Source organism: uncultured Pelagimonas sp. (assembly GCF_947498515.1).
Lineage (GTDB): Bacteria > Pseudomonadota > Alphaproteobacteria > Rhodobacterales > Rhodobacteraceae > Pelagimonas.
The window spans coordinates 121,067-135,743 of sequence record NZ_CANMKO010000004.1 but is presented as its reverse complement, the minus strand read 5'-3'; the positions used below and the strand labels follow the sequence as shown (position 1 = coordinate 135,743).

The window sequence follows — 14,677 nt, the reverse complement described above, 5'->3', positions numbered from 1 at the left end:
ACATTCAATTGAGGCGCGGCGAGCAAAATTCTGCAGTCGCAAAAGGTGGCACCTGATTTTCCGACAGCGGACATTCAGCTTGGTCCCTACGATCTCGGCGATGCTGCGCCCCGCTTCAGGGGCAGCAATGCGCAGATTACGACCTTTGCAAAGTTAGCTGAGCGAAGTCACCAGTTGTTGCCTTGCAGGCTGGCTTGGAAGTCTTCACATACAAACTCTTCTATGTCCTCGGCGGTGACGGGACGCTGATGCACCGGCAAGGTCCACCGTCCATTCTTTCTGATGAACTGAATCCTCTTTTTGTCTTCAACTTTGAGAGGGATCATGTGCGGGTCGCCGGACCAAGCGACCTTACCATCCGAAAAGTCGTCAGCACTATCCAATACTTCCAGCTTGGGCTCTCCGCCTTCGCCTACTGCAACAATTCTTCCCTCCAAAACATGGCAAAGCTCAAGTCGCTCTACGGCAAAATTCGGCTTGAATGCGACGTTAAATGAGGTTTCTCGGCTCAATACAGACGAATACCTGAGACCAACGCTCCGATCATCACGAATGTCGTATTCAGACCCAGGAGTAAAGTTACTCATCAAGAACTTCGCTATGGCCGCCGTTAGCTTGTAGTCGTCTGCGAAGTCTGCGCCAATCTGCTTGGTGATGTGGGCATCAAAGAAAGTATAGAGTGCTGTTTCAGCGGGTGTTAGTTGCTCAAAGTAACCATCCGGCCCATTGGGTGCGAAAACGTGGTTAAACGGCATCTTTTGTTTAGCAATCCACTGCGACAGATAAACAGTATCTCCTATATCCACTCGAGTTTCTTTTAGAGCCGTCAGTCGATCTGATGCGGCATAAAAAATTGGTTCTGCGGGTCCGTTGCACCTTTGAAATCCAGTCACAAGTGCGGCCGGCGGAGCCATAAGCTGTTCAACGTCGGCAATTTTGGAACCGGGGTTCTTTCGAACCCGAAAGAAAAACTCTGTCGATGGTGACATCTGGATAGGAATAGCGGTGCCGTCTGAAAGTTTTCGAATTTCTTTCTGCAATGTACGAAAAGATGCCTTCGACAGGTCGATTCTGCCAAGTTGCCGTGTGCGACGAAGAATGTCTGTGTGGACCAATTTTTTCATACCGAGTTGCTAGCAACAAGGCTCTCTGCCCGCAACTTCGAAAACCAAATTCTGGACGTACCGCTATAGCTTGCCAATTTGCGTTCGAATATCTTTGTCAGGAAGACGGAGAAGTGATGGTAAGCAGGAATTGCGACGTCTGCTTTGGGCTGACAGTCGCCGTCTGCGAACTCCACCTTATATATACATGTGATCGCTTGTGGGATGGGTTTGCGTGACCGTGCGGGATTCACCTCGGGAATCTGGCGTGATACTGGGAGGTCACGGGGTGTCTCACCACCCCGTGACACGGGGCCTAATCGCAAAACCAAAACCCGCCGACCAGCAATCGCTTTATGGCCGCTCCTCTCCCTGATCAGGGAAGCGGCACCATGAGGTGAGTCGCCTTGAAGGTGCAATCGGTATCAAAGAACGAAACATCGTCGGATGACTGCATTGAGCCCAATGTTGCACTTTTTCTGCAATGCAGCCAAAGTCGGCTTTAAGTTGTTAGAGAGGGAAATTTATGACTTACGGCGAAGTGTTGCCAATATGGTGGAGCATGGTTTGGCGAGGCTTTTTTGGTGGAGCGGTCGCCGGTTTCATTGCGGGTTTTATCGTTGGATTTGTTGGGGCAATTTTAGGACAAACTGACGCTTCGGCTTTCTGGGGAGGAATCGCAGGACTAATCGTTGCAATCCCCGTAAGTCTTTGGGCTATGAGGGCGGCTATCAACAAGCACCATTTGCGACCTGCTCAAACATCAACATAATGACCAAAAGCCGTCATTCGATTTGGCAGTGATAACGGCAGCAAAGTCCCGCAGAACAGACTTTCGAGACAACAACGCCACTCATATATGTAGCCTCCTGTACCTCTGGTTCAGACTTTCGGGCTGGACTGATCCGCTGCGGCCCCTCTCGGCAGATTGCGTTGCAATCGCCTGCCAGGCAACGGGTAACGGGGTGGTCCCAATGGCAGCGGCGCGCGCGTACCTCGATTTGAAGGCTGAGTTGTTGGCGAGCAGTTAAAGCGCTTGCGCATGTGATGGGCGGTGATGCGGGCTTAGTTTGGCCGCATCACGGTTTTGCAAAAGGCACCATCATGACAATGTTGATATGGTTTTGCATAGGATTTGGAAGTGCGTCCTGTTTGTTGTTGTTCTCCAAACTGCAAGATGCATACGCAATTCGAAACACAATGATGGCCACTTGTGCAGGGAAGTTAGAGCCAGACGAAAACGGGAATGCCCACTTATTGGCTGGCCAACCCAAAACTGCTCAATCGAGCGCGCCGCCATCGCAGACATCTGCAATACGGCGACCTAGCCACGAACAACAGTTAGAGCGGAAAGACGAGTTGATTGAGCGCCTATCGGCCGCTTTGGACAAGCAGTCGGAGTTTGTTGATCAGACATTCGACCTGCGCAAAGAGAATAGGGAATTGAAACGGGTCTTGAATACTTGTCGCCAGACACATGATCTTTGTGATCAAGCGTTCCAGCGGCTCGACAAGGAACAAGGAGCTGAGGGCACAACGGCGCTCTCAAAACAGCCAGTGCATTAAACCGGCTTTAAAGAGGTGTTGAACGGATCAGGGCAGGGCGGTTGTTTAAACGGTTTTGCCTTGATCCCGCCGGAGCACCCGGATAATCCCATCTCAGCCCAAAACTGTTTTGCTGTAAAAACAAGTGTAATTTACTGTAAAACCAAGTGTCACGCTACACACGCTACAAAAACCAAGTGTCACGCTACAATCATTTTCTCCAAGAGGCCTCATGGGAAACTATGGGACCTGTTGTGGGGGTGGATGGGCAAAACTGATCAATCCGCCAAAACTTCCCAAAATGAACGGCGAAACTCTGCCGAATCGGTTCAAGTTTGTGTGTCAGGGGGTTCTATCCTGTGGATAACTCTCTATTTTCGGTGTGAGGAAACGCGAAACTTGACCAGTTGTCGACCAAAGTGAGTTTTTTTTGGGATTTTGTGGGCGAAGGCGAGTTTGTATCTGAATGCGCATATGTAGTAGTCACTTTGTTGCGATCCACAATTGGTGCCGAAGAAACTACAAAATGCCAAGAAATTTCAACTGCTGGGATAGGCGCTGAGGAGCCTCGCCGCCCAAATTCCCATAAAAAACTGTTGCGTCCCATGATTTCCCATGGCATCCATAACTCACACGATGAGAGACGGACAACGGGGCAACAACGATCCCCACACCGACTTCAAAAATAAAAATAAGAGCAGGTTCATACAGGCGTTCGCTCTCATCGTAACAAAGGATCCGGCGCGCGGGCGAGCAGACATCCCCCCAGGTGGCGCGCGCAGTCGGAGATACCCGCTCAGCGGGTCAGCGGTGGGTTGGTCAGTGGCAGCAGATCAACCCGCCGTTTTTCGTTTCAGGGGGTAAATAGGCGAGGGCCGGGACAGTGGGCCGTAGGCTGAGGTTCAGAGGTGAAAGTCGACATAAGGTCGACACGAAGGGGCGGGTATCCATTCCGGCCTCCTTTCGCCGTGTTCTTCAGGCGGGTGACCCCGATTGGGCCGAAGGTCTAAATCCCAACTTCGTTATTGTCTATGGCGACAGTCGCCGCAAATACCTTGAATGCTATACCGTGCAGGAAATGGAAGAGGTCGAAGACCGCATTTCCGGCATGAAGCGCGGCACTAAAAAACGCCGCATTCTGGAACGTCTGTTCCTAAGTCAGTCCACAACAACGTCCGTTGATGAAACCGGCCGCATCGTGCTGCCGGCGAAATTGCGTGAAAAGATTGGTCTGAGCAAAGAAGCACAATTCGCCGGTGCTGCGGATACTTTCCAGATTTGGGAGCCGGGCACATACGAGGCGGAAATGGCCGCCACCGAAGAATTCCTAGACGAGCAGGACGATGATTTCGATCCGCTGATGTTGCTGGATGGCGACGACGAAGAAGACGAGGACCTATAAGCGCATGTCCAAGGGCGCGCCACATATCCCGGTTTTATTGCGCCCCTTGATCGAGGCGGTGTCACCTGTTTCTGGCGTTTGGATCGACGGCACCTTTGGTGCGGGCGGCTATAGCCGGGCCTTGGTGGATGCCGGTGCTGAACGGGTGATTGGGATAGATCGCGATCCGCTTGCTCATGACATGGCGATGGATTGGATCGGCGACTATGCGGGTCGTCTTGATTTGGTCGAAGGCAATTTTGCTGATTTGGATCAAGTGGTTGAGGCGGCGGATGGCGTTGTGCTAGACCTTGGAGTGTCGTCCATGCAGCTCGACAAGGCTGAGCGCGGATTTAGTTTCATGAAGGACGGTCCTCTCGATATGCGCATGGCGCAGACCGGGCAAAGCGCGGCTGATTTGGTGAACTCGGCGGCCGAAGAAACGCTGGCCGATATTCTTTATATATATGGTGAAGAGCGGCAATCGCGCCGGATTGCGCGTGCAATTGTGGCTGATCGGGTCGAACAACCCTTTGAAACAACTCTCCAGCTGGCGGGTTTGATTGAGCGCTGCATTGGTCGCACCAAACCGGGGCAGGCCCATGCTGCTACCCGAAGTTTTCAGGCGCTGCGCATTGCGGTGAATGATGAATATGGCGCGTTGTGGAATGGGTTGATGGCGGCAGAGCGGGTGTTGAAACCCGGTGGTTTACTGGCCGTCGTGACCTTTCATTCCATCGAAGATCGTATGGTAAAACGCTTTTTCCAAGAACACGGCGAGAAGAAGGTCAAGGTGAACCGGTATGCCAAAGAGGCCCCGGTGATGACGCAACCTTTTGAAATCCTGACACGCAAGGCCGTCGGGCCGGACAAACAAGAACTGACGGAAAACCCGCGTTCGCGGTCGGCGAAATTGCGTGTGGCCCGTCGAACAACAATTGAGCCGCGCGGGATCGAACCCGGCGAGATCGCCATGCCCCTGGTTGAGGGGCCCGAGCAGAACAGGAGACACTGAGATGCGTAGTTTGCTTTTTCTTCTCAGCGCCTTGGCCGTGATTGGCACCGGCTATTGGGCCTATCATGAGAATTATCGTACGCAAGATGAGCTTGACCGGGTGGATGCCCTGCGCCGCGATATTGGTGAAGCACGGGAACGCTTGGCGATTTTGCGGGCGGAATGGGCGTATCTCAATCGCCCGGATAGGTTGCGTGATCTGGCGGATTTGAACTTTACCCGCCTGGGTTTGATGCCACTGCGCCCGGATCAGTTTGGTGGCGTTCGCGATGTGATTTTTCCAATTCCGGACACCAAGCTAGAGGTCACGGAACCGATTGACGTGACAAGCGCGGGGGCGCAGCAACCATGATGCGCACACCTCTGCGACCTTTGGCGCGTATCTTGGATGCTCGCCAAAAAGGTGAAAATCCGGACGCAATTGAAAAGGAAAACCGGCGTCTGCGTCATGAGCAAATGCGCGACAAAACCCGCCTGCAATCCGAAGGGCGGCTTTTGGTTTTGGGGGTTATGTTCTTTTGCGCCTTTGGCGTGATCGGGGCCCGTATGGGCACCATCGCCGCGACCGAGGCCGCTGAACCGCGCGCCACGTTGACCGGGGCCTCAATTGTCGCCAGCCGCGCCGATATTGTTGATCGTCATGGCCGGGTTTTGGCCACGAACATGGATACCCATAGCCTATACGCTCATCCTCAACAGATGATCGAGCCAGAGCGCGCTGCCAAAGAACTTGGCAAGATTTTTGACGACTTTGATGTTGAGGCGATGACCCGTCGTTTCAACGACCCCAAGAAGAAATTCATGTGGGTGCGCAAGAAGTTGTCGCCAGAGCAAATGCAGGCCGTTCACGATATCGGTGAACCCGGCCTGTTGTTTGGCCCCCGTGAAATGCGTCTTTATCCGAATGGTGCGATAGCATCCCACGTGTTGGGAGGTGCGGGTTTTGGCCGCGAAGGTGTGCATTCCGCCGAAGTTATTGGCACCGCCGGGATCGAGAAATTCTATGACGACGAATTGCGCAATCCGGCCCGAGAAGGTGCGCCGCTAGAGCTTGCCATTGATCTGACGGTTCAGGCCGCTTCCGAAGAAGTGCTCTATGCGGGCATGAAGCTTTTGAATGCCAAAGGCGCGGCGTCTGTTCTTATGGATGTACAAACCGGGGAGGTGATTTCCATTGTCTCGCTGCCGGATTTTGACCCCAATGATCGCCCCAATCCTCTGACCGAAGGCGATGCCTCGGACAGCCCATTGTTCAACCGTGCGGTGCAAGGCGTTTATGAACTGGGGTCAACCTACAAGATTTTTGCAGCGGCCCAAGCGATGGAATTGGGTTTGGTCAATCCAAACACAATCATCGACACACGTCCGCCGTTTAAGGTGGGTGGTCACAAGATTGGGGAATTTGACAACCACAACTATGGCCAGATCAGCGTATCCGAGATCATCATCAAATCCTCCAACCGTGGCACTGGAAAAATGGCTCTCGCGATTGGCAAAAAACGCCAACAAGAGTTTTTGCGTAAGCTGGGCATGTTTGAACCAACTCCGGCCGAGATTGTTGAGGCCCAGGGTGGTCAGCCGCTTTTGCCAAAACGTTGGACAGACCTAAGTGCGGTCACCATTTCTTATGGTCACGGGATTTCGACAACGCCGCTGCATTTGGCGGCAGGGTACGCGGCGATTGCCAATGGCGGCATTGCGGTGAAACCAACCTTGCTCAAACAGTCCGGCCCCCAAGATGGGGAGCGTGTGATGTCCGAAGCCGTGGCGGCGGCCTCGCGAACCATGTTGCGCAAGGTTGTCACCGAAGGCACCGCCAGCTTTGGTGAGGTCGCAGGCTATCATGTTGGTGGCAAAACCGGCACGGCGGACAAGCCCAAGGAACGCGGCGGCGGCTATTACAAAGACAAGGTCATCGCGACCTTTGCGTCGATGTTCCCGGCCCATGATCCCAAATACGTGCTGATCGTGACGCTTGACGAACCGGTCGAAACCTCTGGCAAGAAACCGCGCCGTACCGCCGGTTGGACGGCTGTGCCGGTTGCCGCTGAAATGATTGGCCGGGTCGCACCGCTTCTGGGCTTGCGTCCAGAGTTCAATACAGGGCAATTGGAAGGCGTCGTGCGCATCTCCCAATAGCGCGGGGCATAGGACCACACCAAACAAGAAGGCTGGGGGGCGTTCATGAGTATGACCAGCGGGCAAACGAAAAGCCTAGCGGAGCTGGGCCTCACCGCGCGTGCAGGGCGCGAGGCGCAGGTAACAGGCATGGCGGTTGATAGCCGCGACGTCAAAGATGGCTACCTATTTGCGGCTTTGCCCGGAACACGGGTGCATGGCGGTGAGTTCATCCAATATGCGTTGCGCATGGGGGCCGGAGCGATCCTTACCGATGCCAAAGGCGCAGAGATTGCCGCCGATGAATTAGCAGCATCAGATGCGGCGCTCGTGATTGCCGAAGATCCACGTCAGGCGCTGGCCTATACGGCGGCGCTTTGGTCGGGTGCGCAGCCCGACTGCGTGATTGCCATCACCGGCACCAATGGCAAAACCAGCGTCGCGACCTTTGCGCGTCAACTTTGGCAGGCCTTGGGCAAACGCGCCGTCAACCTTGGGACCACCGGGGTTGAGGGGGATTGGACCGCGCCGCTTAGCCACACAACGCCGGAACCCATCACGCTGCATAAAATGCTGGCCGCCGCCGCGCGCGAGGAAGTAACACATGCCGCGATGGAGGCCTCAAGCCACGGCTTGGCTCAGCGGCGTTTGGACGGTGTGCAGCTGACCGCCGCAGGTTTCACCAACTTCACTCAGGACCATCTCGATTATCACGAGAGTTTTGAGGATTATTTCGCCGCCAAGGCCGGGTTGTTTGCCCGTGTTCTTCCCGAGGATGGCACCGCTGTGATCAACATTGATGATCCGCGTGGCGTTGACATGCTGGCCATCGCCCGCGCTCGTGGCCAAGAGGTGATCACCGTTGGCCGTCACGCCGCCGATCTCTGTCTCGAAGGGCAGCGGTTTGATGCTACGGGTCAGGAAATCCGCCTAAGCTGGGGCGGGGCCGTGTATCAGGCACGCCTTGGGCTGATCGGCGGGTTTCAGGCCGAAAACATCCTTTTGGCCGCCGGTCTTGCCATCGCTTGCGGGGCCCCAGCCGGAGAGGTCTTTGACGTTCTCCCGAAGATGGGCACAGTGCGCGGGCGCATGGAATTGGCGGCGACACGAGACAATGGCGCGGCGGTTTTTGTTGATTACGCCCATACGCCCGACGCGGTGTCGACCGCGATCAAGGCCCTGCGCCCCCATGTGATGGGCCGTCTGGTTGCGATTGTCGGCGCGGGCGGTGATCGCGATGCTGGCAAACGCCCGTTGATGGGGCAAGCGGCGGCAGAGAACGCCGATTTGGTCATTGTCAGCGATGATAATCCCCGTTCCGAAGACCCGGCCACCATCCGCGCCGCCGTTATGGCGGGTGCACCGGAGGCCATCGAAGTGGGTGACCGCGCCGAAGCGATCTTGCGCGGAGTTGATGCCTTGGGGCCGGGGGACGCCCTGTTGATCTGTGGCAAAGGCCATGAAACCGGGCAAACCGTCGGCGACACGATCTATCCCTTTGATGATGTGGAACAAGCCAGCGTTGCCGTTGCGGCGCTAGATGGTAAGGGGTTGTGATGCTCTGGACAGCACGCGAAGCGGAACAGGCCACCGGTGGCCGTGCGATTGGCGATTGGTCGGTCAACGGTGTGTCGATTGACACCCGTACCATTGAAGCGGGCGATTTGTTTGTGGCGCTCAAAGCGGCGCGCGATGGCCATGACTTTGTCGCCCAAGCGCTTGCAAGCGGGGCAGGGGCCGCCTTGGTAAGTTGCATTCCCGAAGGCGTGCCGGACACGGCGCCACTTTTGTTGGTCGACGATGTATTGACCGGATTAGAAGCGCTTGGTCGCGCGGCGCGGGCACGGACCAAGGCCAAGGTTGTCGCGGTGACCGGGTCGGTTGGCAAAACCTCGACCAAGGAAATGCTGCGCACGGTTTTGGGCGCGCAGGGCAAGGTTCACGCCGCCGAGAAAAGCTATAACAACCATTGGGGCGTGCCATTGACCTTGGCGCGCATGCCACAGGATGTCGATTTTGCCGTCGTTGAGATTGGGATGAACCATCCCGGCGAAATCTCCCCTCTGGCGCAAATGGCGCGGCCGGATGTGGCGATGATCACCATCGTTGCCCCGGCGCATCTCGCGGCTTTTGATGGCATCGAGGGGATTGCCCGCGAAAAGGCGGCGATTTTTGACGGGTTGGAACCGGGCGGGTCCGCTGTGATCAACGGCGATCTGGATGTATCGCCACTTCTTGACGCCGCTGCGACCGAACGCGCCAACACCGTGATCCGCTTTGGCGAAACCGACATCAATGATCATCGGCTTAGCTCGGTTTCGATCCGCGATACCTGTACCGTGGCCCAAGGCGTCGCCGGAGAAGACCCGGTTTTGTTCAAAGTTATGGCCCCCGGCCGCCATTTTGCCACCAATGCCATGGGGGTTTTGGGCGTTGTCACGGCGCTTGATCTCGATCTGGCCATGGCGATCACCGCCCTTGGGCAATGGTCCGCTGGGGCCGGGCGCGGCGCGCGTGAGATCATCGATCTGGACGCCGTCGACCCAAACCTATCGGTCGAACTGATTGACGACGCTTACAATTCCAATCCGGCGTCTTTGTCGGCCTCCCTCGAAGTTCTCGCCGCCGCGACGCCCAAAGGGGCCGGTCGACGTGTGGCTTATCTTGGGGACATGGCCGAGCTGGGCGAGACCGAAATCGCTCTGCACCAAAAGATCGCAGAGTTGGACGCGATGGAAAACATCGACCTTGTGCATTGTGTGGGGCCATTGATGACATCCCTATGGCAGGCCCTGCCTGCCGACAAACAGGGGCGTCATTGCGCAACAAGCGACGAGATGGCCGCCACTGTGGCACAAGATATGGGGGCCGCTGATGTGGTCTTGGTCAAGGGATCGCTATCGATGAAGATGGCCCGCGTGGTTGACGCGATCCGAAAAATGGGCCAATCCCGCGCGAAACTGGACGGGTAAAGGGGTAGAGCATGCTGTATTGGCTGACGGAACTGAGCGACGGCGGGGACCTTTTTAACCTGTTTCGCTATATCACCTTCCGCGCGGGTGGCGCGTTTCTGACCGCTTTGATCTTTGGCTTTCTCTTTGGTCGCCCGCTGATCAATGTTTTGCGCAAAAAGCAGGGCAAGGGCCAGCCGATCCGCGATGATGGCCCCGAAGGGCATTTCGTCAAGGCCGGCACCCCAACCATGGGTGGGCTGTTGATTATCGGCGCTTTGGTGACCTCAACCTTGCTTTGGGCGCGTCTTGATAACCCCTTTGTCTGGATGGTTCTTTTTGTCACCATCGCTTATGCGGCGATTGGCTTTGCCGATGATTATGCCAAGGTCTCCAAACAAAACACCGATGGTGTCTCGGGCAAAATTCGGCTTGTCTTGGGCTTTGTCATTGCCGGGATCGCGGCCTATTGGGCGGCGCAATACCACCCCGAAGCTTTGGCCAACAAGCTTGCCTTGCCGATCTTCAAGGACACTTTGATCAACCTTGGCTATTTGTTTATCCCGTTTTCAATCATCGTTATCGTTGGCGCGGCCAATGCTGTGAACTTGACCGATGGGTTGGACGGGCTGGCGATTATGCCGGTGATGATCGCCACCTCGACCCTTGGCATTATCGCCTATGCAGTGGGCCGGGTTGATTTCACTGAATATCTTGACGTTCATTATGTGCCCGGAACCGGCGAAATTCTGGTCTTTGCGGCCGGTGTTGTTGGTGGTGGTTTGGGCTTTCTTTGGTACAACGCCCCCCCGGCGGCGGTCTTTATGGGCGACACCGGGTCATTGGCTTTGGGTGGTGCCTTGGGGGCCATTGCCGTGGCCACCAAACACGAACTGGTGCTTGCCATCGTTGGCGGGTTGTTCGTTGTCGAAGCGCTGAGCGTTATCATTCAGGTACTCTATTTCAAACGCACCGGCAAACGGGTGTTCCTGATGGCTCCGATCCATCACCACTATGAGAAAAAGGGCTGGGCCGAGCCGCAGATCGTGATCCGCTTTTGGATCATCTCGCTGATCCTCGCGATCATTGGTCTTGCCACGCTCAAGGTGCGCTAACCTGTCTTTTCGATTGAATTCTCCAGCCCTCGGTTCCTTTGGTTCCGGGGGCTTTTTCTATCTCGGTGAGCTTCCTCTTGCCATTTGGGCGGTTTCTAAGACAAACAGACCCAAACGAGGGCGGGTCAACCACGAACAGACCAAGCAAGTCGCCCGGACACAAAAGAAGAGGGCGCGTTATGATTCCGGTACATGGATTGGAAAATGCCAAGGTCGGTGTACTTGGTTTGGGCCGTTCTGGTCTGTCGGCGGCGCGTGCCTTGCGCGATGGTGGTGCGATCCCGATTGTTTGGGATGACAACGCCAAAGCCCGAGAACGCGCCGAGGCCGAAGGCTTTGACGCCCGCGATCTGCGCCGCGCCATGGATGAGCTCACCCGCTTGGTTGTCTCGCCCGGTATCCCGCATCTTTACCCGACACCCAATCCGGTGATCGCGGCGGCCTTGCAGGCCGGTGTGCCGGTCGACAATGACATTGGGCTATTCTTTCAATCTTTAGGGCGCGGATGGGACATGTTCGACACCGTGCCAAAGGTGATTGCGATCACCGGCTCAAACGGCAAATCCACCACGTCCGCCCTTATCCATCACATTCTGGAAAGTGCGGGCCGCGATAGCCAATTGGCCGGAAACATCGGCCGGGGTGTCTTGGACATCGATCCGCTTGGCGATGGTAGTGTCGTTGTTTTGGAACTGTCGAGCTATCAAACCGATCTGGCGCGCAGCCTGACGCCCGATGTTGCGGTGTTCACCAATCTGTCGCCCGATCACCTTGATCGCCACGCGGGGCATGGCGGATATTTCGCCGCCAAACGCCGCCTGTTTGCCGAAGGCGGCCCGGATCGCGCCGTTGTAGGCGTGGATGAGGCCGAAGGCCAATTTTTGGCCAATCAACTGGCCGAAGGGCCGGGGGATGATCGGGTGATCCGCGTGTCATCGGGCACGAAACTGACCGGTCCGGGATGGCAGGTGTTTGCGCGCAAAGGGTTCCTGTCGGAATACCGCAAGGGGCGTCAGATCGCGTCGATTGATCTGCGCAATGTTGCCGGGTTGCCCGGTGCCCATAACCATCAAAACGCCTGTGCCGCCTATGCTGCCTGTCGCGCCGTTGGCCTTGCGCCACGCATGATCGAGGACGGTTTGCACAGTTTCGCAGGCCTCCCCCATCGCAGTCAGATTGTCGGAGAACGCGGCGGCGTGCGTTTTGTGAACGATTCCAAGGCCACCAATGTCGACGCGGCGCTCAAGGCGCTTGAGGCCTTTCCACGAATTCGCTGGGTCTGTGGTGGGTTGATGAAAGAAGGTGGCCTAGAGGCGCTTTATCCGGGTTTGAAAAACGTCGTCAAAGCCTATGTGATCGGACGCGAGGCCGAGGCCTTTGCCCTGCAAATCCCCCAAGCTGACACTGAAGTTTGCACGACAATGGAGGCCGCCGTAGCACGAGCCGCAGAAGACGCCCAAGAGGGCGAGGTTGTCTTGCTTGCACCCGCCGCAGCCAGCTTTGATCAATACGATAATTTCGAAAAGCGCGGCGATGATTTTGTGGATCAGGTCAACAGGGCGCTTGGGCAATAAAACGCCCTTCGTTTCTAAACCGGTTCTGACTTGGCCGCTTGCCCTGCGGCCACGGCAGACGACCACGCCCATTGGAAATTGAAGCCGCCCAACCACCCAGTCACGTCAACGGCTTCGCCAATGAAATAGAGGCCGGGCACCGTTTTTGACATCATGGTTTTGGAATTCAACCCGTCCGTATCCACCCCGCCTAGGGTCACCTCGGCGGTGCGATAGCCTTCGGTGCCGGTGGGTTTGAGCACCCAGTTTTCCAAGGTCTGCACCAGATCGGCAATGCGGGTATCAGAGAGATCACCAAGGTTGCCGGTAAAGGTCACGGTTTCCGATAGGTGATCGATCAAACGCGCGGGCAAATGCCGGGCCAGTTCAGTTTTCAACGCCTTGCGCCCCTCGCTTTTGCGTTTGTCTTTTAGAACGGCACTCAAATCCAGCTCAGGCAGGAGGTTGACGGAAATCGCATCCCCATCGCGCCAATAGCTCGAAATTTGTAAAACCGCCGGGCCAGACAATCCGCGATGGGTGAACAACATCGCCTCGTCAAACGTGGTGTCATGGCAGGTCAACCGAACCGGCGCAGAGACCCCGGAAATTTCGGCAAAGCGGCCTTTGTCAAAGGTAAACGGCACAAGGGCAGGGCGGGTTTCGGTCACGGCATGGCCGAACTGGCGGGCGATGTCATAGGCCAACCCGGTTGCCCCCATTTTCGGGATGGATTTGCCACCCGTCGCCACAATGAGATTGGCGCAGGTGACAGAGATGTCCTTGCCGTCGCGTTCCAAGGTTACCTGAAAACGGTTGCCGTCGTGGCGAACCTCTTTGATTGAGGTCTTTAACCACAACTGCGCTCCGGCGGCCTCAAGCTCGGCCACCAGCATCGCTACGATTTGCGTCGCCTTGCCATCGCAAAACAGCTGACCCAGCGTTTTTTCGTGCCACTCAATGCCGTGCTTGCCGACCAGTTCGACAAAATCCCATTGCGTATAACGGGTCAGCGCCGATTTGTGGAAATGCGGGTTGCCGCCAAGGTAGTTTTCGAACCCGCAATACATATTGGTAAAGTTGCAGCGCCCACCGCCGGAAATGCGGATCTTTTCGCCGGGCGATTTGGCGTGATCTACCAAAAGCGTATCGGGCCCGGCATGGGCGGCGGCCATCAGACCGGCGGCACCGGCCCCAAGAATGAGGGTTTTGACTTTCATACCGTGGCCGTGCCCAAGATTGCGCCAAAGCGCAAGGGTTCAACGTGGAAATTCCATCGCCAGAAACAAGGTGGCCCGCTCTGACACGGCCTCATAGATATGGGCGACATCGCCGGGAAAGCGGAAATAATCCCCGGGGCCAAGCTCTTCTGGGGCGTCTTTGGGGCCTACGCGGGCGCGCCCGGATGAGACAATGACATGTTCGATGGTGCCTTGCGGATGCGCCGCCGCATCGCGCGCCGCCCCGGCAACCAAATCAAAGCGATAAAGATCGCGACGGCTGCCCGGAGGGCCATTTGACAATAAAACGGCCCGAAGATCCGTGCCTTCGGAATTGATCGGCGTTCCTTCTCCGGCGCGAACCAAGGTCATGTCCGGCGGTGCGGTGTCGAACAAGAACCCAAACGGCACGTCCAAAGCGGTGGCGATCGCCCAGAGCGTTTCGATGCTTGGGTTGCCCTGACCGGCTTCAAGTTGCGACAGTGTTGATTTTGCCAAACCGGCCTGTTCCGCCAATGCCGATAGGCTTAGCCCGGCTTTGGCCCGTTCTCGTTTTAAGGCGCGCGCTATAAGGGTGATCGGGGTCATGACGTCTCCGCAGGTTTCGTTCGGTATAATGACCGCTGTTCATCTTGACAAACGTTTCTGACGAGTTCATCAAAACGCACGATGTTCG

The 14,677-nt window shown here is 56.3% G+C and carries 12 protein-coding genes; 9 read left to right on the top strand and 3 right to left on the bottom strand.

Going from position 1 to position 14,677, the window contains the following annotated elements; genetic code table 11:
- Positions 1–167: 167 nt before the first annotated feature.
- Entirely contained in the window at positions 168–1,124 is a 957-nt protein-coding gene (locus tag Q1A43_RS09480; RefSeq protein WP_299934410.1) for an RES family NAD+ phosphorylase, read from the bottom strand.
- Between the two features lie 1,026 nt (positions 1,125–2,150).
- On the opposite strand from Q1A43_RS09480, the gene Q1A43_RS09475 reads away from it, so the two are divergent.
- The 9 genes from Q1A43_RS09475 (at position 2,151) to murD (ending at position 12,802) form a co-directional block, all read left to right on the top strand.
- A complete protein-coding gene (locus Q1A43_RS09475; RefSeq protein ID WP_299934408.1) occupies positions 2,151–2,669 on the top strand; it encodes a hypothetical protein in 519 nt (172 codons plus the stop codon).
- Positions 2,670–3,531: 862 nt separating this feature from the next.
- A complete protein-coding gene (mraZ, locus tag Q1A43_RS09470; protein WP_299934405.1) occupies positions 3,532–4,050 on the top strand; it encodes a division/cell wall cluster transcriptional repressor MraZ in 519 nt (172 codons plus the stop codon).
- A gap of 4 nt (positions 4,051–4,054) precedes the next feature.
- On the top strand, positions 4,055–5,044 hold the full coding sequence (gene rsmH, locus Q1A43_RS09465) for a 16S rRNA (cytosine(1402)-N(4))-methyltransferase RsmH (protein WP_299934402.1): 990 nt from the start codon (positions 4,055–4,057) through the stop codon (positions 5,042–5,044).
- Position 5,045: 1 nt separating this feature from the next.
- Positions 5,046–5,396 (top strand): cell division protein FtsL, encoded by a 351-nt coding sequence (locus Q1A43_RS09460; protein ID WP_299934399.1) that lies wholly within the window; start codon positions 5,046–5,048, stop codon positions 5,394–5,396.
- Positions 5,393–7,183, top strand: coding sequence for a penicillin-binding protein 2 (locus tag Q1A43_RS09455; RefSeq protein ID WP_299934396.1), 1,791 nt, complete (start codon positions 5,393–5,395; stop codon positions 7,181–7,183). Before Q1A43_RS09460 ends, Q1A43_RS09455 begins: the two co-directional genes overlap by 4 nt.
- A 45-nt stretch (positions 7,184–7,228) precedes the next feature.
- Positions 7,229–8,719 carry a UDP-N-acetylmuramoyl-L-alanyl-D-glutamate--2,6-diaminopimelate ligase gene (locus tag Q1A43_RS09450; RefSeq protein ID WP_299934393.1) on the top strand — a complete coding sequence of 497 codons (1,491 nt, stop codon included), beginning with the start codon at positions 7,229–7,231 and terminating at the stop codon, positions 8,717–8,719.
- Positions 8,716–10,134, top strand: a complete 1,419-nt coding sequence (gene murF, locus Q1A43_RS09445) for a UDP-N-acetylmuramoyl-tripeptide--D-alanyl-D-alanine ligase (protein WP_299934390.1) — start codon at positions 8,716–8,718, stop codon at positions 10,132–10,134. The genes Q1A43_RS09450 and murF overlap by 4 nt, the downstream gene beginning before the upstream one ends.
- 11 nt (positions 10,135–10,145) lie before the next feature.
- Entirely contained in the window at positions 10,146–11,228 is a 1,083-nt protein-coding gene (gene mraY, locus Q1A43_RS09440; protein ID WP_299924092.1) for a phospho-N-acetylmuramoyl-pentapeptide-transferase, read from the top strand.
- 179 nt (positions 11,229–11,407) lie between these two features.
- Positions 11,408–12,802, top strand: coding sequence for a UDP-N-acetylmuramoyl-L-alanine--D-glutamate ligase (murD, locus tag Q1A43_RS09435; protein ID WP_299934387.1), 1,395 nt, complete (start codon positions 11,408–11,410; stop codon positions 12,800–12,802).
- 14 nt (positions 12,803–12,816) lie between these two features.
- Here murD and Q1A43_RS09430 read toward each other — a convergent pair whose 3' ends face one another.
- A complete protein-coding gene (locus Q1A43_RS09430; protein ID WP_299934385.1) occupies positions 12,817–14,001 on the bottom strand; it encodes an NAD(P)/FAD-dependent oxidoreductase in 1,185 nt (394 codons plus the stop codon).
- Positions 14,002–14,040: 39 nt separating this feature from the next.
- Positions 14,041–14,589, bottom strand: a complete 549-nt coding sequence (locus Q1A43_RS09425) for an XRE family transcriptional regulator (RefSeq protein WP_299934382.1) — start codon at positions 14,587–14,589, stop codon at positions 14,041–14,043.
- Between the last annotated feature and the right edge of the window lie 88 nt (positions 14,590–14,677).